Source organism: Brassicibacter mesophilus, from assembly GCF_050433385.1.
Taxonomy (GTDB): Bacteria; Bacillota; Clostridia; order Tissierellales; family Proteiniboraceae; genus Brassicibacter; species Brassicibacter mesophilus.
In genome coordinates this window covers 20,849-39,910 of sequence record NZ_JBNPXI010000028.1, presented here as the reverse complement: position 1 = coordinate 39,910, position 19,062 = coordinate 20,849, and the positions used below count along the sequence as shown (strand labels likewise).

Here is a 19,062-nt window from a genome sequence, read left to right as displayed (position 1 = left end):
ATTGGCAGAGGTTAGAATAGATTGCATGTATGAAGCCTGTCCTATTCCCTTATTAAAGGCACTCAAGGAATTGAAAAAGATGGAAGTTGGGGATATTCTAATTCTAGAATCTGACCACAGCTGTTCGATAGTTAATGTAATAGAGTGGGCAAAAAAGCAAAACTATAATGTTGATTATGTCGAAGTAAGTGATGGCGAATGGGAGATATATATAGAAAAAACGAGGTGACCATAGACGTGTTTGAAAAAATATTTAAAAGGCCGTGGCCTTATATAACTGGTGCGATAATCCTTGCAGTTATAAATATAATATTGCTCAAAACTACAGGCTCACCATGGAAGGTCACTACAGGTTTTCTTTATATAGGCGCATGGATACTTGAACTAATAGGGTTAAAACCATCAACATGGTACTATTTTAATATTAACTCAGAGAGCACTTTATTAAACTGTGAGAGTTTTATTAATAACAGTTATTTAGTTATAAACTGTGCAATAATAATTGGTGCATTATTAGGTGCTCTATGGGCTTCTGAGTTTAAAATAAGAAAAATTAAAAACAAAAAACAATTGTTTTTTGCACTTGTTGGTGGAATTCTTATGGGATATGGCTCAAGACTTAGCTTTGGATGTAATATTGGCTCATACTTCAGTGCTATACCTTCATTTTCGTTACATGGGTGGGTATTTGCATTATTCATGTTTGTAGGAGCATGGGTAGGCAGTAAAATACTTATAAAATATTTACTATAAGGAAAGGGGTAATCAAATGAAAAAAATAATTGTATTTTTTATGTGTGCAGTTATGGTTCTAGGATTAGTAGCTTGTGGACAAAAAGGTGCTGTTGAATCAGATGTAATAAATAAGGATTGGGATGATATCTTAGATGAAGCTAGGGGGACGACAGTAAACTTTTATGGATGGGGTGGAGACCAAAGAATTAATAGTTGGATTGACACATACCTAGCAAAGGAATTAAAAGATAAATATGATATAAATCTTAATAGAGTAGGAATGAATATAGATGAGATTTTAAATAATCTGCTTAATGAAAAGCAGCTTGATGTTGAGAATGGAAATATAGACGTAGTTTGGATAAATGGAGAGAATTTCTTTACAGCAAAAGAAAATGAACTATTATTTGGACCGTTTACTGACAAGCTTCCCAATTTCGAAAAATATGTTGATGGAGACTCTGTTGAGGTCAAGTACGATTTTGGATTTCCTGTAGAAGGTTATGAGGCACCTTATGGTAAAGCACAATTTGTCATGACATATGATAGCGCAAAGGTAAGTGCAACACCTAAGAATCATCAAGAATTATTACGGTTTGTAAAAGATAACCCTGGAAAATTCACTTATCCTGCTCCTCCAGATTTTACAGGAAGCGCTTTTGTGAGAAACATAATATATGATATTGTAGGTCATGAGCAGTTCATGGATATGAAGGCAGATGAAGAAACTGTTAGAAAAGCTATTCAACCTGCTATAGATTATTTTAATGAGTTAAAGCCTTATCTATGGAAAGAAGGTAAAACATATCCAGCAGATAGCGGACTTTTAGACAATATGTATTCAGATAATGAAGTGATTATGACAATGTCATACAATCCGAATTCTGCATCAGGAAAGGTGCAAACTGGTGAATTTCCTAAGACAACAAAAACTTTTGTCTTTGATAAAGGAACTATAGGCAATACTCATTTCTTGGCTATACCATATAATGCACCTAATAAATCTGGGGCACTAGCAGTTATAGATTATATATTAAGTGCAGAAGTTCAAGCTTCTAAATATGTGCCAACGAACTGGGGAGACCTTCCTGTAATAGATAATAATAAGTTAGATGATGAAGAAAAAAAAGCATTTGATAGCCTAGATCTAGGTGAAGCTACACTTCCACAAGATGAGCTTTTAAGTCATAGAGTGCCTGAAATGCCAGCAAATCTTATACCAATAATCGAAAAAATATGGATGGAAAGTGTATCTGAAAAGGATGAGTAAAATTGGAAACAAAAATTAAACCATATGTTTTGCTTATACCTGTTATGACTATTATATTAGGAATATTTGCATCTGGTCTAATCATGGGATGTGCTCAAAGCCTTGGGCATTTTAAGGCAATAGGGCTAACTGAATATACGTTTAAATATTATATAGAAGTGCTGACAAGCAAGGGATTTTTATCATCCCTTAGCTTCAGCCTTTATATATCTGTTGTATCATCTGTTGTTGCAGTTATACTTGGTGTTATGCTAGCATATGCTATTCTTCGAAGTAAGCATAGAAAAGGAATAGAAGAAGCAATATATAAGCTTCCCGTGATTGTTCCACATGTTGTTGCAGTATTACTAGTGTATAATATTCTAGCTCAAAGCGGAATATTACCAAGATTGCTATATAGTGTGGGGATTATAAAAGATCAATCCCAATTTGCTTCTTTACTTTTTGAGAGAAATGGAGTTGGAATAATAATAGCTTATTTGTGGAAGGAAATTCCTTTTATAGCTATGGTTGTGTATACTATATTAAGCAATATTAATGATAAACTGTCACAGGTAGCTCTGAATCTAGGAGCAAGCAATAGACAGGTATTTTTTCATGTCTTGCTACCGCTTATTATGCCGTCAATTTTGTCATCATTTATAATAGTATTTGCTTTTTCATTTGGAGCATTTGAGGTGCCTTATTTACTTGGACCGACTAGTCCTAAAACTCTACCAGTTAAGGCATATATTGAGTATACAAATCCTAACTTGGCTAACAGACCATATGCAATGGTTATTAATATGATTTTAACTTGTGTATCAGTAGTTTTAGTTTGGCTTTATTATAAGACATTTGAGTTTATTTCTAAATACAGTGGGTGATTTTATGAGAGAAAAGCGTGCTATAATATTTAATATAATAATGTATGTAATGATTTTTTTATTAGTGTTTCCACTGTTTGTTCTCATAATTTGGAGTTTTTCAAAAAACTGGCCATGGCCACAGATATTTCCAAGTGAACTGGGGCTTAGAGGCTGGGAGTATTTTTTTGCACCAACAAGCAAAGCAATCAAAACGCTTTTGTACAGTGTTTGGTTATCTGTAGTAGTCACTATAATAACACTTATTATTAGCATACCTGCTTCTAAAGCTTTGGGGATATACAACTTTAGAGGAAAAAAAGTAATAGAGCTTCTGATACTTGCTCCTTTAATAGTGCCACCTGTAGCAATAGCTATGGGTATTCATCTTTCATTTATAAAGCTTGGATTGGCGAATACTTTTATAGGAGTAGTGCTCGTACATTTGATTCCATGTATCCCATATAGTGTTAGAGTATTAAAAAATGTTTTTGAAATAACTGGAGAATCTATGGAAATGCAAGCAAGGGTTCTAGGAGCTGGACCTTTTCAGACTTTTAAAAATGTTACATTACCAATTATAGCACCAGGTATAGTATCAGCAGGAAGTCTAGTATTCATCATATCTTTTAGTCAATATTTCTTAACATTTTTGATAGGCGGAGGAAGAGTAGTTACATTTTCAATGATGATGTTTCCATTTATTCAAAGTGGTGATAGAATGATGGCTTCAGTATATAGTATTGTATTCATACTTACAGCACTAGGCTGTCTGCAGATAATGGAAAGGTCTGTTAAGGCGTATTATAAAAGTGGAAACTATTTTTTTATGAATTAAACAAGGGGAGCTAAACTATGTCACAGATAAAACTAAAGAATATAACTAAGGTTTTTGATAATAAAAAGGTGCTTGATGATGTAAATCTTGTTGTAGAAGAAGGCGAGATGGTATCTCTTCTAGGACCTTCAGGTTGTGGGAAGACAACTACTCTTAAGATAATAGCAGGATTAATAAGGCCAGATAGGGGAGATATACTTTTTGGAAACAGTTCAATTTTAAATATACAAGTTGAAAAAAGAGGAGCGGTGATAGTATTTCAAGACTATCTTCTTTTTCCTCATTTAAATGTTGCTCAGAATATTGAATTTGGACTTAAAATGGCTAAGGTAGATAAGGTTAAGAGACAAGAGCAGGTGAAGAACATGCTTGATCTTGTTCAATTAAATGGATATGAAAAAAAATATCCAAACGAACTGTCGGGAGGACAAAAGCAAAGAGTAGCTCTTGCAAGAGCGTTAGCTATACATCCTAAGGTGCTTTTACTTGATGAACCATTTTCAAATCTTGATATGAGATTAAGAGAAACTATGAGAGATTTTATTCTTAAGATACAAAGGAAACTGAATATAACCACTATCTTAGTTACTCACGACAAGGAAGAAGCGTTAATGACATCAGACAAAATAGCTGTAATGCTTGACGGGAAAATAAGACAGTTCGGTACTCCTGCAGAGCTTTATCAAAAGCCTATTTCATCAGAGGTAGCTGATTTTTTTGGTGAAAAAAATTATATAAATGGATATATAAAAGATGGTATGTTCATTTCGGATATTGTAGATGTAAAAACTAACTTTAATAAGTATTCATCAGTCAAGGTTATGATTAAGCCTGAAGAGATCCAATTAACTAAATTTGACAATAACACAAACATTACAGGAATAGTAAAAGTAAAAAGGTATGCTGGTGATAGAATATATTATACAGTTTCAATTAATAGTTTGGAGTTTAAATGCATAGCTGATTCAAGTAGAGTATTTGATGTAGGAGATAAGGTTGGAGTAAAAATAGATTTTAATAATGCGATATTTTTTAGAAATAATGACTGATGAATGAAATGGAATCTTTTCTCCAGCGAGTTTCAAAAATACAATAACAGATTTTTCTAGTTTCTTTCACCTAGTTTTCTTAGCAAAATCTTATAAGCATTCTCTTATTTTTTTATTCATATTAATACAATTTTATTGTCCTATTTGTTTTGCAGTAGTTAAGAAAAAAGAACGTTTGAAAGAAGTGATATTTTGATATCAATAATAGTACCAGTATTAAATGAAGAGAAAAGTATTGAAAATACACTTAGACAGCTTTGTAATCTTGATGGAGAAAAAGAAATAATAGTTGTTGATGGCGGGAGCAGTGATAATACAGTTCAAATTGCATCTAAGTATAGCACTGTAGTTCAAAGTAGAAGAGGTAGGGCTAATCAGATGAATAAAGGGGCTGAAGCAGCTAAGGGAGATATACTCTGGTTTGTTCATTCTGATTCTATAGTATCTAAGGATTCATTATATGGTATAGAGTATGCTGTTAGTCGAGGTTATACTTGTGGTGGTTTTTCTCTCTATTTTTATGATTATAATACTAGGTTCATGAGATTTATATCAAGAACCTCAAATTGGCGTGCGAAGTATCTAGGTTTATATTTTGGAGACCAAGGCATATTTGTGAAAAGGGATATCTTTAATAAATTAGGTGGATACAAAGAAATTGAACTAATGGAAGACTGGGAACTATCTAGAAGACTTCATAAAACTAAAAAAATGAAAATGCTAGATGTTAAAATAGGTACTTCCGCAAGAAGATTTAAGAATGGAGGACAGCTTAAAACGATGCTTCTTATGCATAAAATAAAAATATTTTATGTATTAGGCATGTCTCCTTCAAAGCTTAACAAAATGTATAGGGAGGCGAGGTAATGAAAGCACTTATACTTATGACTAGAATACCTATACCTGGTAAGACAAAAACAAGGCTAATGGATATTTTTACAGGAGAAAAGTGTGCTGGAATTCATAAATGTTTTCTTTTGGACTTATTTAATATTTTTAACTATATTAATGACGATGTTGATATTTTCCTTACATATACACCTGAGGGAAATCTCAATATAATACAAGATATTATACCATCCTATATAAACTGTTTCCCGCAAACAGGTGATGATCTAGGTGCAAGAATGGGAAATGCCATAGGAGAAGTATTTAATATTGGATATACAGATGTAATACTCATAGGTTCAGACATACCTGATATCCAGCCGTATGAGTTACTAGATGCTTTTTCTATACTTGAAAATAACGATATATGCTTAGGACCTACGTTTGATGGAGGATACTATTTAGTTGGTATGAAAAAATTGCATAAAGAAATATTTGATAAAGAGTTAAAATGGGGAAAAAAATCTGTTCTTGAAGGTACTATAGATATAGCAAATAATATGGAATTAAGTGTTGGATTAACAGTTAAGCATATGGACATTGACACAAAAGAAGATATTTTTAAGTTTAAGAAAAAAGTAGATCAAGGTTTATTTTCAAATAGGGTAGTACCTGAAAATACTATAAAATACTTAAGTAAATTCTGGAGTGAAGCTCAATATGCTGAGAGGTAAACTGATTAAACAGATATATGAATATCTTAAAAGCAATAAAATAAATGATATAATTCCTATAACAAACAACTATACTGTTAGTTTCCTAGCTCAAGGAGAGTACAATATAAACTTTGTAATAGAATCTTGTGAGAAAAAATATGTATTTAGAATAAATACAGGAAGCCAGCTAGAGTTAGATAATCAAATCAAATATGAATATGACGCTCTTAAAGCACTAGAAGTAAGCAAAGTTACTCCGAAGGCTCTTTATGTAGACGATACTAAAAGCTTTTTTGACTATGGTATTTTGATAATGGAATTTTTAGAAGGAAGGCCATTAGAGTATAACAAGGATTTAAACAAAGCAGCTAAGATATTTGCAGGCATTCACTTATTAGACTTATCAAAAACTAATACTAATTCGTTTATAATTGAAGAAAATATTTTTAATGACAGGATAATTGAAGGAAAGAGACTTTTAAAAGATTTCTTTGTATCACCGATTATTTCTAAAGAACTTAAGGATTTTTTTGATAGATTTTTGAACTGGGCTGAAAAGAATAGAAATAAGGAAAGATATTTTTTAGAAGATAAATGGCATGTTGTAAACAATACTGAAGTCAATTCTCATAACTTTATAATAGGAAAAACTGAAAGCTATTTAATAGACTGGGAGAAGCCTGTTATAAGTGATCCATGTCAGGATTTAACCCAATTCTTAGCACCTACTACTACCTTGTGGAAAACTGAGTATATCTTGAGTCAAGAAGAAAAGAACGGATTTTTTAAAGTCTATACTGAAGGACTTAATGGGAAAGATAAAAATATTAAAGAAAGAGTAAATTTATATACACCATACTTGTATCTAAGAGCACTGTCATGGTGTGCATATGCTTATCTAGAGTATCAGAAGCCTGACAAAGACATAAAAAATATGGATACATTTAAGAAAATCCAAGATTATCTTGATATTGATTTTATGAAGAAATTGCTCAATGAATACTTTTAAACCCGTAGGCTTGATATTGTTTCAAGCTTACGGGTTTCATGTTATCTAGCAAAAACCTCTTTTTGAAGACTTAATAAATTTTATAAAATCATTTTCATATGGACTAAGTTCATGATCTTTTCTGTAAGCAACATAGTATTCCGAAACTATTTCAATATTGTCAATTTGGATTTGCTTAAGTACACCATCTCTTAACTCTCTCTTAATAGATAGCTCAGGAATAAAAGAAATTCCTTTACCAGCTATAACAGATGACTTTATTGCCTCCATTGAGTTAAGCTCATATATTATGTTTAGGTCATCGATTTCGATATCATGAGTATTTAAAACATTATTAATAGTCATTCTAGTACCTGAACCCTGCTCTCTAAAGATAAGAGGTAGCTTAGTCAATTCGGTTATAGTTATAGTATTTTTCATCAAAGGTAATGATGTTACAAGCATTAAGTTATCTAAGGTGATTTTTTGAGTCTTAATATCCTTATTTCTTGAATCTCCATGAATGATACCTATATTTACTGTTCTGTTAAGCAAGCTTTCAATTACATCATCTGTATTCATGATTTCTAGATTTATATCTACATCCTTGTTCTCATGCTTATAGATATAAATACTACAAGGAAGAGCATATTCTCCTACAGCTTTACAGGAACCTATTAATAGGTTCTTTTTATGTGTTTTTAAATTCTGCAGGTCTCTTTCAATATTGTCTTGCAATGACAGAATAGTACTTGCATAATCAAAGACAATCTTACCTGCCTCAGTAAGTTCTACTCCTTTGTTGCTTCTGTTAAGTAAACTTACTTGAAGCTCTTTTTCTAATGATTGAATCTGCATACTTAGCCCTGGTTGAGTTAAGTGAAGTAATTTAGCTGCTTTTGAAATACTATTTACTTTTACTGTCACATAAAATGCCTCTAAATAGTCTATGTTCATGACATCACCTTTGTTCAATTTTTATAATGCATAAATAAGTCAAACTATATATAATATACTTCGATTATATCATAATAAAACCTTTTAAGAAATATATAGAAGAAATACCAGTAAACTCAACATTGATAAAGAATTAACTATGATAAGTTATTATTATGTATTATAAGCAATACTTATTAGTTATCATAGATTCTTTAATATATAATTAATTTGTAGAGAAATTAACAAAGATAACTCAGTTTTATATAAAGGGGGTTCATTATGAACAAGATAACTTATCCAAAGCATGTTTTGGAGAAGATGCAAGAAATAGTAGATAATTGTACGGGAGATGCCCCTCCATACTGTGAAGCTACATGTCCAATGCACACTGATGTTAAGGGATATGTAAATTTGATTGCAGAAGGTAAGTATAATGAAGCAATTAAATTGATAAGGGAAAAGCTTTTCATTCCGGCATCACTTGGAAGAATATGTGCTCACCCATGCGAAGAAAAATGTAAAAGAGAAGAAGCTTTTAGGCAGCCTATGTCAATAGCAGCACTAAAGAGATTTGTATCAGATAACTATGATGATGAAAATAACTGGGATAAAGCTATTGAAGCTGAAAATAGTAAGACAGTTGCAGTAATAGGTGCAGGGCCTGCAGGTGCGCAAGCAGCATTAGATTTAAGGAGGAAAGGCTACAAAGTTACTATATTCGAAAAACTTCCTGTAGTTGGAGGAATGATGAGAGTTGGTATACCTGAATATAGGTTGCCAAGAAATGTTATAGATTTCGAATACAGTTTACTAAACAAACTAGGAGTAGATATCAAGCTAGGCGTTGAAGTTGGAAAAGATATCACATTTGAACAGTTAAGAAAAGATTATGATTCGGTAATAATTGCAGTTGGAGCTCATAAAGGAGTAGTTATTCCAATACCAGGAAGTAACCTTAAGGGAGTCCTTAATGCCGTTGATTTCTTAAGAGAAGTGAGTTTAACTCGTAAGTTTGATATAGCAGAGAAAATAGTAGTAGTAGGTGGAGGAAATGTTGCAATAGATGTTGCAAGATCAGCTAGAAGAGTTGGAGCTAAAGAGGTTCACATGGTATGTTTAGAGCCTAAGGATAAGATGCCTGCTCATGCATGGGAAATAGAAGAAGCGGAAGAAGAAGGAGTAATAATACATGCTGGCTTTGGTCCAGAAAAAATAGTTGAAAAAGATGGTAAGGTAGCAGGATTTGAAGTAAAAGAATGTACGTCAATCTTTGATAAGGAAGGCAATTTTGCTCCTCAATTTAATGAAAGCAATAAAAAGATTTTTGATGTTGACAATGTTATATTTGCAGTAGGTCAGGCAGTAGATAATTCTTTTGTAGCTGATGATATGCTTGAAACAGTTAGAGGCGGAAGGTTCAAGGTAGATCGAGTTACTTTACAGACTAAATTAGATAATGTGTTTGTAGCAGGGGATGCAAGTGGCAGGTCAGTAATTGTAGTAGAAGCAATGGCAGAGGGAAGAAAAGCTGCTATATCTATAGATAAATTCCTTCAAGGCAAGGATATGACTATTGAAAGAGAATATGAAGGAGCTTATGAAACTTGGCTCGAAACAGAAGTTAAAGAAGAAACTGAAGATTTACCGAGAGTTAAAACTCGTCAAATAGAACCTAGTATAAGAGTTCATAGCTTTGAAGAGGTTGATTTAGGACTCACAGAGGAACAAGCAAAAAATGAAGCTTCGAGATGCTTAAAATGTGAGTGTAAGCTTTGTATGAAGGAATGTGAGATGCTTGGTGATTTCTGTGAATGTCCTAAGGATTTATTTGAAAGAATGCTTGAAACTGGAGAGATTGAGCCAATTATACCTTATTCATGTAATATGTGCAGTCAATGTACATTAGCGTGTCCTAAAGACTTTGAAATGAAGGATAGGTTTATGGATATTAGAAAAGAAATGATAAAAGCTAACAACGGCAAGTCTCCTATGAAGGGACATAATGCAATAGAAATGCATCAATTGCTTGGTTTCTCTAAGCTATTTAATACAGCTAAACCAGCTAAGAGGAGGTCTTAATCATGACAAATAATACTGGAAAGACCAAAAGAGTATTTATACCTGGCTGTAGCTTACCATCATATAATCCTAAGCTTGTAGAAGCTACATTAGAATACTTACAGGAAAAATTGCCAGGTACAGGTGCAATACTTAAATGCTGTGGTAAACCTACAAAAGCATTAGGGCAAGTTGAGAAATTTAAAGAAAGATATGGAGAACTTCAGGCTGAAATAGACAGATTAGGTGCTGAAGAAATAATAGTAGCATGTCAATCCTGTTATTTAACTATGTCAGAGTATAGCCCTAATCAAAAGGTAACTTCACTATGGGAGCTATTCCCTAAGATTGGATTACCTGAAAAATCAAAAGGAATAGGTAAGAACAGTGACATTACGATTGCTATTCATGACTCATGCCCAACTAGAAATGTTCCTGCAATTCATGATGGTATCAGGTGGATAATGAACGAGCTTGGATATAAGGTTGAAGAACCACCACACACAAGAGAGAACACAAGATGCTGTGGATTTGGTGGAATGATAGTACCAGCTAATCCTGATCTTGCACTTAGAATCATGAAAAGAAGAACAGCGGAGGTTCAATCAGACTACATGGTAACATATTGCGCAGCATGTAGAGAATCAATGGTTAAAGGTGGAAAGAAAGCAATTCATATACTTGATTTAATATTTGATGGTCCTTGGACTTCAAGATCAGAGTTTCCAGGGGTACCAGGAGGTCCAATAACAAGCTGGGCTAACAGATATAAATCAAAAACAGCTATCAACAGAGTTCTAAAATAATATGATATAAGTTTATAAACTAGATCACTAATAGGAGGAATGTTCGTGAAAAAGTTTTTATTATTAATTTTATCATTAATGTTGGTTATTGGTGTTGTTGGATGTAGCAAACCTGAAGTTAAGACTGAGAAGGAATTACAAAAACAAGAGGATAAATACTCACAGTATGCAAATCAAGATGTAATAATCAGCGCGAAAACTGCTAAAGACATGATTGATAAAGGTGGCAATATAGCAGTTATTGATATAAGAAAATCCACAGAATACGCTTTAGGACATATATCAAGTGCAATGAGCATTTGGAGACCAGACTATGAAAGTACGAACTATCCTTTTGAAGGTATGAGAGCTGAAAAGGAAAAGATAGAACAGCTTTTAGGTAGTTTGGGAATCGATAACGAAACTATGATTCTTCTTTATGATGGAAAAGGAGATTATGATGCAGCTAGATTTTGGTGGATACTAGATATGTATGGTCATGATAAGGCAGCCTTAATAGACGGTGGAATTGATGGTTGGAAGGCAGCAGGTCTTGAGACTACAACAGCTAAACCTGAAATAACAGCAAAAGAATATAAATTTGAAAGCAATGTTGATGAAAATAAACTAGCTACTCTTGAAGATGTAAAGGCTGCATTTGATGATCCAAATGTAATAGTACTTGATACACGTTCTATAGATGAGTTTACAGGAAAAGACTTGAAGAGTGGAGCATTTAGAAAAGGCAGAATTCCTCAAAGCATATGGATTGAATATAAAGAAGCTATAAATACTGGAGAGGGAGCTGATATGACATTCAAATCTGTAGAAGAGCTTAAAAAGCTATATGAAGGAAAAGGTATTACTAAAGATAAAACTATAATACCTTACTGTCAATCAGCAGTACGTTCAGCTCATACAACATTTGTATTAACACAGCTTTTAGGATATGAAAATGTCAAAAATTATGATGGATCTTGGATTGAGTGGAGTTACTATGAGGACTTACCAATAGAAACAGGAGAAGTAAAATAGAGGGGGGAAACTGTTATGGAACACGCTAAAAAGAAAGGCTATGGAAAGCTAATAGGTATAGTCGTTGTAATAGCAGTTATTATTGGACTAATGAAATATTTTGGATTATTTGAATATATTAGCTTAGAGAATATGCAGAACTTAAAAACATGGATAAATGGGTATGGAATGCTTGGTCCTATTATATATATTGTATTATATATAGTAGCATGTATTTTCTTCTTACCAGGATTACCTATAGCAGTACTTGCAGGGCTAGCTTTTGGGCCAATTATGGGTGCATTATGGGCATCAATAGGAGCTACTTTAGGAGCTTCAGCAGCTTTTCTAGTAGCTAGATATGCAGCTAGAGGAATGGTAGAAGGCTGGGTAAAGAAGAATGAAAAGCTAAAGAAAATTGACGAAGGTGTTGAAAAACAAGGATGGAGAATGTTAATGCTTACTAGATTAGTGCCTATATTCCCATTCAATGTGCAAAACTATGTTTATGGATTAACAAACATTAAACTTTTAACATACATGGTAGTTTCTTTCATATGTATGATACCGGGAGCAGTTGCATTCACATTTATGGGTGGGTCCATAGTAAGTGGAGATGGAAATATTGGAAAGACACTTATGTATCTAGGTATTGGAGCTGTTTTCTTCGTCGTAATATCTTTGCTTCCAGGGTGGTTGAAGAAAAAGAAAGGAGTAGAGTTATAACAGTTACTTATATTCATAATAAAGTGTTATAAACAAATGCTTGTTAAATTATTTACAATCGTGCAACATGTGTTATACTGACATTGTAGATAATTTAACAAGATTTTCAGCAAAAAACATGACAAATAGGAAGGGGATAGAAAAATGTTAAAGAAAAAAGCTTTAGTAGCTATGTTATTAGTTGTTGCATTAGTATTTTCTTTAGCTGGTTGTGCTAAAAATGAAACTCCAGCAGCTGAGAACAATGTAACAGAAAATCCTGGTGAAAAACCTACAGATCAAAATACTGAAGAGTCAGGTAGTGAAGCTACAGTTGATAAAGGTTATGCAAATCCAGACAGCTTAGTAACAGCACGACAATTAAAAGATATGCAAGATGTTGTCATAGTGGACTTCAGAGATGCGAAGCTTCCTGGAGGATACATACCTGGAGCAGTAAAAATTAAAAGAGATGATATAGCAGCAGAGGTAAATGGAGTTAAGGGAATGATAGCTAGCAAAGAACAGATTGAAAAGGTTCTAAGCAAAGCAGGAATAAAAAATGATGATACAGTAGTTATATATGATGCTGACAAAGAACTATGGGCAGCTAGATTATGGTGGGTAATGAAAGTTTATGGACATGAAGATGTAAGACTTCTAGATGGTGGAGTAGATGCTTGGACAGTAGCTGGTTTTGAAACTGAATCATCAGCAGCTGAGAAAGAAGCAACAACTTATACAGCTAAAGATGCTAACACAGATTTAATTGCAGATTTAGAACAGATAAAAGCAAGCTTTGACAATGAAAACTCGGTTGTTTTAGATACTCGTTCTGAAAAAGAATGGAATGATGGACGTATTCCAGGAGCGGTTTGGATTGAATGGACTCAAGCTTTAAATGAAGATGGAACATTCAAGAGCGGAGAAGAGTTAAAAGCGTTATATGAGGCTCAAGGTATAACAATGGACAAAGAAGCTATAATGCCACATTGTAAAAGTGCTGTAAGAGCAGCTCATACAATGTTTGCACTTCAAGAACTTCTTGGATATGAAAATGTTAAAAACTATGACGGTTCATGGCTAGAATATGAAAAATCAGGACTTGAAATAGAAAAATAATATTAGGTTACAAAAAATACGATTAAAATGCACATCGCTTTCGATGTGCATTTTAATTTGTTTACAAACAATTAATAAACAATATAGTTTTTTCATTATTTTAATGGGTATATAACATTCTATCTGCAATATAAATATAGGGGGAATAAATGTGATATTTAATAGAAAAAAATATGAAATAATCATTGAAAAATTAATTTCAGGAGACTTTGAAGTAGCTGAAGCTGAAATGTCTAAGGATCATATTATTAACAAATTACTAGAGCTGTCTACTAAGATATCTACAAATAAAGAGGATGTCAAATACATAATGAATGCTGTACTTGATATTGCTGTAGAAATCAGTGCATTTGATGTTAAGCTTAATCATTATTCAAATGATATAATAAATACTACAGATGAATTAAGTGAGGTTACTGATACTATGCTTGGAGTATTTGAAGAAATATCTGCAAGCATGTCAGAATTAGAGCATAATTCCAATGAATTTGCAGGAAATTTATCAAGAATATCTGATGACAGTGAAGAATTAAAGAAAAATACTATGTCTAGTAATGAAATGGTTGCTAAAATACTAAAAGAAATTGAATTTGTTTCAGGTATTTCAGGTTCAATGTATAATGATGTAGAGGGACTAATAGAGGCAACAGACAAGGTAAGCAAGGTTCTAGCTAATATTAACCAGATAGCTGAACAGATAAATATTTTAGCACTAAATGCATCTATTGAGGCCGCTCGTGCAGGAGAGCATGGGAAAGGTTTTACTGTGGTAGCAGAAGAGGTGAGAAAACTTTCAAATAGCACAAAACAGATGCTGGATTCTCTTAATGCCTCTATTGATGACATAAACAGTGCATCAAGAAAAAGCTCTCACAGTGTTACTCAGTCTGTGAATGAGGTAAACAAGGTTCGTGATCAGCTTCATGGATTAAGTGAAATATTTAATAAAAATACACAAGTTATTGAGAACACAGCAGAGAAATTAAATAGCATTGCTGATACAAGCAATGAATTGAGCTCCGCTACTGAACAGATAAGTGTTGCAATGAATGATACAACGCATATAGCAGAAAAAGTAAATAGCATTTCAATGATACTTACTAGTATTGCACAAGATATTAATAAAACAGCAACATCAATTGAAAAAGTGGAGGAGAAAGTAGACCATGCTGCAAAAATAAGTGGGAGACTGGGGACAGACACATTCTATAGAGTTACTAATCAAGAGTTTATAAACACAATTAAACCTGCAATTGTAGCGCATAAAAACTGGGTAAATGTATTGTCTAATATGGTCAATAATATGAAAGTTTCGCCACTTCAAACTGATGGTCATAGATGTGCCTTTGGACATTTTTATCATTCTGTAAAGCCTCAGCATGCTGAAATTTTAGAGGTATGGAATAGTGTTGATTCATATCATGAAGAATTGCACAGAATTGGCTCAATAGTGATTGACTTAATAAAAAAGAATGATCAGCGGGAGGCAAAAATATATGTGGATAAAGCGAAAGAAATATCGGAAACGATAATATCCATGTTTAGTCAAATGATAGATATAGCTATTAAGCTTAATGAAAAAGGAGAATATGTACTGTAAGCACATTATATTTTAATGGTGTGCTTTCTTTTTTTATATTATAATAATTTATGAGAGAAAAAATCGAATAAACTATTTTAAAGGGGGAAAATAATGAAAAAAGGGGATATTATCTGGGGACTTGTATTAGCATTGTTTGTATTAATAATAGTAATGCCTGTAACTCATGACATATTTGTAAAGCTTACAACAGAACATCCGTATATAGGAGGATTTATTAAGTTTTTTATACTTGCGACTATGGGAGAGTTATTAGCTATAAGAATTGCTAAAGGTAATTGGAATATACCTTGTGGAGTAGTTTATAGAGCTGCAATATGGGGTTTTCTTGGAATGGTTATAACTTTGATATTTTCAGTGTTTGCAAACGGTACCATGACGGCATTAGAAAATAGAATGTTACCAGGAAAAGGCTCAAAGCTTGCTTTTGCTTTTTTTACTAGTGCTATAATGAACTCAACATTTGCGCCTACTATGATGGCATTTCATAGGGTAACAGATACATATATTGACCTAAAATATGAAAGTAAAAATCAAAAAGTTTCTATAAGTGACATTACTTCTAGAATAGATTGGAATGGATTTGTTTCATTTGTAGTAATGAAAACTATACCGTTTTTCTGGATACCAGCACATACTGTGACCTTCTTACTTCCACCTGAATATAGAGTTTTAGCTGCAGCACTTCTCTCTGTAGCACTAGGAGGAATACTTGCTTTTGCTAAGAAAAAGTAAATTGTTTTTAACATGAGAAAAACGTTATGAAGTTATATATATTCATAATGAAGAGAAAGACGTTTTCATACTAAGGGGGATAATATGAGATTTATCGACTTAACACAAACTATTTCTTCAACTATGCAGGTATATCCAGGTACAGAGCCACCTATTCTCAATGTCCCATGCACTGTCGATGAACACGGATTTAAAGAAACAGAAATAACATTTTATAGTCATACTGGAACCCATATGGATTCTCCAGCACATATATTTAGTGATGGGAAACCATTAGATGATTTTTCTGTTGACTCTTTTTATGGTACTGGGATTGTAGTAGACTGTACAGACATTAAATATGGAGGAGAGATTACTGAAGATCATATAAAATATCTAGGATCTGATGTTGAAGAGTTTGACTTTGTATTGTTTTATACTGGTTGGGACAACAAATGGGGGAGTGATGATTATTTTAGAGGATTCCCAACCATATCCTCAGGACTTGCTGATAGACTATGCAAGCTTAATATTAAGGGAATAGGTATAGATGCCATATCAGTAGAGCCAATTACTGCTAATAAACTAGAAATACATCATAAGATATTGGGAGAAGAGAAAATAATCATAGAAAACCTTAAAAACTTGAAATTACTTATAGAAAAAGAATTTTCTATTTGTGCATTTCCTTTAAAATTTGAAGATGCAGATGGCGCACCAATAAGAGCTGTGGCATTAATAACTGATAGAAGCCTGTAATAGGCTTCTGTTTTTTTATTATGAATAATAGGAATGTTAATAATGTTATACTTATATAGAAAAAATATTTATATAAATAAAAAGAATATTTAATGTAGAGATAAAATGGAGGTAAATATGAAACTAATTTTTGCTGTAGATAATAATTGGAACATTGGATACGATGGGGATATGTTATTTAAAATATCAGAAGATTTAAAGCGATTCAGAAGTCTTACAGAAGGCAATATTATTATAATGGGACGAAAGACATTTGAATCATTACCAGAAAAGAAAGCTTTACCTAATAGGATAAACATTGTTATAACAAGAGATAAAGAATATAAGGCACATAACATTATTGTAATCAATTCATTAGATAAGCTTTTTCCACTGATTGAGAAATTAAAGTCTTCTTCAGAAAATGAATTAGAAACCTTTGTAATAGGGGGAGGAAATATTGCTCGTCAACTTATATCATATTGTAATAAAGCCCATATTACTAAAGTATTTAGAGCTTTTGAAGCCGATACTTTGATTCCAAACCTGGATTTAGATGATGACTGGAAAATTGAAAAAGAATCAGAAGTATATAGGCAGAATAATTTATTATATAAATATGTAGATTATATTAGAATCAATTGAGATAATTTTCTATTTAGTCATGATATAATATTTATAAATATGTATGCATATTAGGAAAACCATGTTAAGGGGGAAAAAAAATGAGACCAATCGATATGCACTGTGATACAATCTTAAGATTAATGAATGATAAAGAAAACCTAGGACTATATGAAAATGAATTTAGTGTAGATATCAAAAAAATGCAAAAAGGTAATTCTTTAGCTCAGTTTTTTGCTATGTATGTAGACTTAAAAGATAGGTGGGATCCTATGGAAGCATGTCTTGAGATGATAGATAAATTTTATGTTGAACTCGAAAAAAATGCTGATAATATTGCTGTAGCAACTAATTATGAAGAGATTATTATAAATGATGGGGAAGAAAAATTATCAGCTGTTTTAACTATAGAAGAGGGCGGAGTGCTTAAAGGGAAACTACATAATTTAAGGAATTTCTATAGGTTGGGAGTACGGGCAATAACTCTTACATGGAATACTACTAATGAGATAGGGTTTCCTAATATAAAAGATGAGTATAGGAATAAGGGGCTGACTAGTTTTGGAGAAGAAGTCGTACATGAAATGAACAGACTTGGGATGCTAATAGATGTTTCACATCTCTCAGATAAAGGATTTTATGATGTTGCAAGGATAACTTCAAAACCTTTTATTGCATCACATTCTAACTCTAGAGCTGTAAAAGAGCATTTTAGAAATCTTGATGACGATATGATAGAAGCTCTTTCAGAAAAAGGAGGAGTAATGGGGATATGCTTTGAAAAAGACTTTCTGGGAGAAAGTGAGATAGCTCGAGTTGAAGATATGGTTAGACATATAAACCATATAAGAGATATTGGAGGAATAGATGTTATAGCATTAGGTTCTGATTTTGACGGATGTCATCCTAATGGAGAAATAAGCAACATAAGTGAAATAGAAAAGCTGGCATATGCCCTTAAGAGTAGTAATTTTTCAGAGGATGAAATAGATAAGATATTTTATAAAAATGCTTTGAGGGTAATTAAGGATGTAATGTAGATTGATTCAGTAAAAGGGGGACAAAATGAAAAGAAATCTATTGATGCTGTCAACACTAATGATAGTAATAGCTATATTGTTATCTGGATGTATACCAGGAGATGGGAGTTATACAAATGATGACCCGGCAGGTTTTTTATCAGGGATATGGCACGGTTGGATTGCACCAATTTCACTAATAATAAGCTTATTTAAACCTAGTATCCGATGTTATGAAGTAATAAACACTGGCTGGTGGTATGATTTTGGTTTCTATATAGCGATAATAAGTGGATTTGGAGGAATATCATTTTCAAGGAAGAAAAGTAAACAGAAGTAATGGTTGGGAATCTTCTATAAAATTAAATTTAATTTTATAGAAGGTTTTTTTATAACCCATAGGAAGGTTCTAGTTTTCCTTAATATTAGCTTTCCGTAAAATGGGTTTCAAAAAAGACTTCCTTAATATATTAAT

Annotated in this window: 21 protein-coding genes; 20 read left to right on the top strand and 1 reads right to left on the bottom strand. The window is 32.6% G+C overall.

The window, feature by feature from the left end:
• The first annotated feature begins 1 nt into the window (after position 1).
• The 9 genes from HNR33_RS20050 to HNR33_RS20010 all read left to right on the top strand — a co-directional run bounded on the left by HNR33_RS20050 (position 2) and on the right by HNR33_RS20010 (position 7,290).
• On the top strand, positions 2 to 229 hold the full coding sequence (locus HNR33_RS20050; RefSeq protein ID WP_429087078.1) for a sulfurtransferase TusA family protein: 228 nt from the start codon (positions 2 to 4) through the stop codon (positions 227 to 229).
• Positions 199 to 753, top strand: a complete 555-nt coding sequence (locus HNR33_RS20045) for a YeeE/YedE thiosulfate transporter family protein (RefSeq protein WP_429087075.1) — start codon at positions 199 to 201, stop codon at positions 751 to 753. The genes HNR33_RS20050 and HNR33_RS20045 overlap by 31 nt, the downstream gene beginning before the upstream one ends.
• 16 nt (positions 754 to 769) lie before the next feature.
• Positions 770 to 2,005 (top strand): ABC transporter substrate-binding protein, encoded by a 1,236-nt coding sequence (locus tag HNR33_RS20040; protein WP_429087072.1) that lies wholly within the window; start codon positions 770 to 772, stop codon positions 2,003 to 2,005.
• Between the two features lie 2 nt (positions 2,006 to 2,007).
• Positions 2,008 to 2,871: an ABC transporter permease gene (locus tag HNR33_RS20035; protein WP_429087069.1), complete on the top strand. Its 864-nt coding sequence runs from the start codon at positions 2,008 to 2,010 to the stop codon at positions 2,869 to 2,871.
• A gap of 4 nt (positions 2,872 to 2,875) precedes the next feature.
• Positions 2,876 to 3,688, top strand: a complete 813-nt coding sequence (locus HNR33_RS20030; protein WP_429087066.1) for an ABC transporter permease — start codon at positions 2,876 to 2,878, stop codon at positions 3,686 to 3,688.
• A gap of 17 nt (positions 3,689 to 3,705) precedes the next feature.
• On the top strand, positions 3,706 to 4,737 hold the full coding sequence (locus HNR33_RS20025) for an ABC transporter ATP-binding protein (protein WP_429087064.1): 1,032 nt from the start codon (positions 3,706 to 3,708) through the stop codon (positions 4,735 to 4,737).
• A 192-nt stretch (positions 4,738 to 4,929) separates the two neighbouring features.
• Positions 4,930 to 5,604: a TIGR04283 family arsenosugar biosynthesis glycosyltransferase gene (locus tag HNR33_RS20020; RefSeq protein ID WP_429087062.1), complete on the top strand. Its 675-nt coding sequence runs from the start codon at positions 4,930 to 4,932 to the stop codon at positions 5,602 to 5,604.
• Complete coding sequence (locus HNR33_RS20015) at positions 5,604 to 6,299, top strand: TIGR04282 family arsenosugar biosynthesis glycosyltransferase (protein WP_429087059.1); 696 nt, start codon at positions 5,604 to 5,606, stop codon at positions 6,297 to 6,299. Before HNR33_RS20020 ends, HNR33_RS20015 begins: the two co-directional genes overlap by 1 nt.
• Positions 6,286 to 7,290 carry a phosphotransferase gene (locus HNR33_RS20010; RefSeq protein WP_429087056.1) on the top strand — a complete coding sequence of 335 codons (1,005 nt, stop codon included), beginning with the start codon at positions 6,286 to 6,288 and terminating at the stop codon, positions 7,288 to 7,290. The genes HNR33_RS20015 and HNR33_RS20010 overlap by 14 nt, the downstream gene beginning before the upstream one ends.
• A 45-nt stretch (positions 7,291 to 7,335) precedes the next feature.
• Here HNR33_RS20010 and HNR33_RS20005 read toward each other — a convergent pair whose 3' ends face one another.
• Positions 7,336 to 8,226 (bottom strand): LysR substrate-binding domain-containing protein, encoded by an 891-nt coding sequence (locus HNR33_RS20005; RefSeq protein WP_429087054.1) that lies wholly within the window; start codon positions 8,224 to 8,226, stop codon positions 7,336 to 7,338.
• A 261-nt stretch (positions 8,227 to 8,487) separates the two neighbouring features.
• On the opposite strand from HNR33_RS20005, the gene HNR33_RS20000 reads away from it, so the two are divergent.
• The 11 genes from HNR33_RS20000 (at position 8,488) to HNR33_RS19950 (ending at position 18,927) form a co-directional block, all read left to right on the top strand.
• Complete coding sequence (locus HNR33_RS20000) at positions 8,488 to 10,287, top strand: FAD-dependent oxidoreductase (protein ID WP_429087052.1); 1,800 nt, start codon at positions 8,488 to 8,490, stop codon at positions 10,285 to 10,287.
• A gap of 2 nt (positions 10,288 to 10,289) precedes the next feature.
• A complete protein-coding gene (locus HNR33_RS19995; protein ID WP_429087050.1) occupies positions 10,290 to 11,072 on the top strand; it encodes a (Fe-S)-binding protein in 783 nt (260 codons plus the stop codon).
• 45 nt (positions 11,073 to 11,117) lie between these two features.
• Positions 11,118 to 12,086 (top strand): sulfurtransferase, encoded by a 969-nt coding sequence (locus tag HNR33_RS19990; RefSeq protein ID WP_429087047.1) that lies wholly within the window; start codon positions 11,118 to 11,120, stop codon positions 12,084 to 12,086.
• A 15-nt stretch (positions 12,087 to 12,101) separates the two neighbouring features.
• Positions 12,102 to 12,791, top strand: a complete 690-nt coding sequence (locus tag HNR33_RS19985) for a TVP38/TMEM64 family protein (RefSeq protein WP_429087044.1) — start codon at positions 12,102 to 12,104, stop codon at positions 12,789 to 12,791.
• A gap of 144 nt (positions 12,792 to 12,935) precedes the next feature.
• Positions 12,936 to 13,892 (top strand): sulfurtransferase, encoded by a 957-nt coding sequence (locus tag HNR33_RS19980; RefSeq protein ID WP_429087042.1) that lies wholly within the window; start codon positions 12,936 to 12,938, stop codon positions 13,890 to 13,892.
• 151 nt (positions 13,893 to 14,043) lie between these two features.
• Positions 14,044 to 15,492: a methyl-accepting chemotaxis protein gene (locus tag HNR33_RS19975; RefSeq protein ID WP_429087039.1), complete on the top strand. Its 1,449-nt coding sequence runs from the start codon at positions 14,044 to 14,046 to the stop codon at positions 15,490 to 15,492.
• A gap of 93 nt (positions 15,493 to 15,585) precedes the next feature.
• Positions 15,586 to 16,227, top strand: a complete 642-nt coding sequence (locus HNR33_RS19970) for a hypothetical protein (RefSeq protein WP_429087036.1) — start codon at positions 15,586 to 15,588, stop codon at positions 16,225 to 16,227.
• A gap of 84 nt (positions 16,228 to 16,311) precedes the next feature.
• Positions 16,312 to 16,965 (top strand): cyclase family protein, encoded by a 654-nt coding sequence (locus tag HNR33_RS19965; RefSeq protein ID WP_429087034.1) that lies wholly within the window; start codon positions 16,312 to 16,314, stop codon positions 16,963 to 16,965.
• 117 nt (positions 16,966 to 17,082) lie between these two features.
• Positions 17,083 to 17,589, top strand: coding sequence for a dihydrofolate reductase (locus tag HNR33_RS19960; RefSeq protein WP_429087031.1), 507 nt, complete (start codon positions 17,083 to 17,085; stop codon positions 17,587 to 17,589).
• 80 nt (positions 17,590 to 17,669) lie between these two features.
• Positions 17,670 to 18,608, top strand: coding sequence for a dipeptidase (locus HNR33_RS19955; protein ID WP_429087029.1), 939 nt, complete (start codon positions 17,670 to 17,672; stop codon positions 18,606 to 18,608).
• A 25-nt stretch (positions 18,609 to 18,633) separates the two neighbouring features.
• Positions 18,634 to 18,927 carry a hypothetical protein gene (locus HNR33_RS19950; protein ID WP_429087027.1) on the top strand — a complete coding sequence of 98 codons (294 nt, stop codon included), beginning with the start codon at positions 18,634 to 18,636 and terminating at the stop codon, positions 18,925 to 18,927.
• The last annotated feature ends 135 nt before the right edge of the window (positions 18,928 to 19,062 follow it).

Coding starts and splice junctions, on each gene's coding strand:
- HNR33_RS20010 (WP_429087056.1), top strand. CDS start 6,286: ATGCTGAGAGGTAAACTGATTAAACAGATATATGAATATCTTAAAAGC.
- HNR33_RS19950 (WP_429087027.1), top strand. CDS start 18,634: ATGAAAAGAAATCTATTGATGCTGTCAACACTAATGATAGTAATAGCT.
- HNR33_RS20025 (WP_429087064.1), top strand. CDS start 3,706: ATGTCACAGATAAAACTAAAGAATATAACTAAGGTTTTTGATAATAAA.
- HNR33_RS20005 (WP_429087054.1), bottom strand. CDS start 8,226: ATGAACATAGACTATTTAGAGGCATTTTATGTGACAGTAAAAGTAAAT.
- HNR33_RS20045 (WP_429087075.1), top strand. CDS start 199: ATGGGAGATATATATAGAAAAAACGAGGTGACCATAGACGTGTTTGAA.
- HNR33_RS19970 (WP_429087036.1), top strand. CDS start 15,586: ATGAAAAAAGGGGATATTATCTGGGGACTTGTATTAGCATTGTTTGTA.
- HNR33_RS19980 (WP_429087042.1), top strand. CDS start 12,936: ATGTTAAAGAAAAAAGCTTTAGTAGCTATGTTATTAGTTGTTGCATTA.
- HNR33_RS20030 (WP_429087066.1), top strand. CDS start 2,876: ATGAGAGAAAAGCGTGCTATAATATTTAATATAATAATGTATGTAATG.
- HNR33_RS19965 (WP_429087034.1), top strand. CDS start 16,312: ATGAGATTTATCGACTTAACACAAACTATTTCTTCAACTATGCAGGTA.
- HNR33_RS19960 (WP_429087031.1), top strand. CDS start 17,083: ATGAAACTAATTTTTGCTGTAGATAATAATTGGAACATTGGATACGAT.
- HNR33_RS19985 (WP_429087044.1), top strand. CDS start 12,102: ATGGAACACGCTAAAAAGAAAGGCTATGGAAAGCTAATAGGTATAGTC.
- HNR33_RS20040 (WP_429087072.1), top strand. CDS start 770: ATGAAAAAAATAATTGTATTTTTTATGTGTGCAGTTATGGTTCTAGGA.
- HNR33_RS20000 (WP_429087052.1), top strand. CDS start 8,488: ATGAACAAGATAACTTATCCAAAGCATGTTTTGGAGAAGATGCAAGAA.
- HNR33_RS19995 (WP_429087050.1), top strand. CDS start 10,290: ATGACAAATAATACTGGAAAGACCAAAAGAGTATTTATACCTGGCTGT.
- HNR33_RS19955 (WP_429087029.1), top strand. CDS start 17,670: ATGAGACCAATCGATATGCACTGTGATACAATCTTAAGATTAATGAAT.
- HNR33_RS20015 (WP_429087059.1), top strand. CDS start 5,604: ATGAAAGCACTTATACTTATGACTAGAATACCTATACCTGGTAAGACA.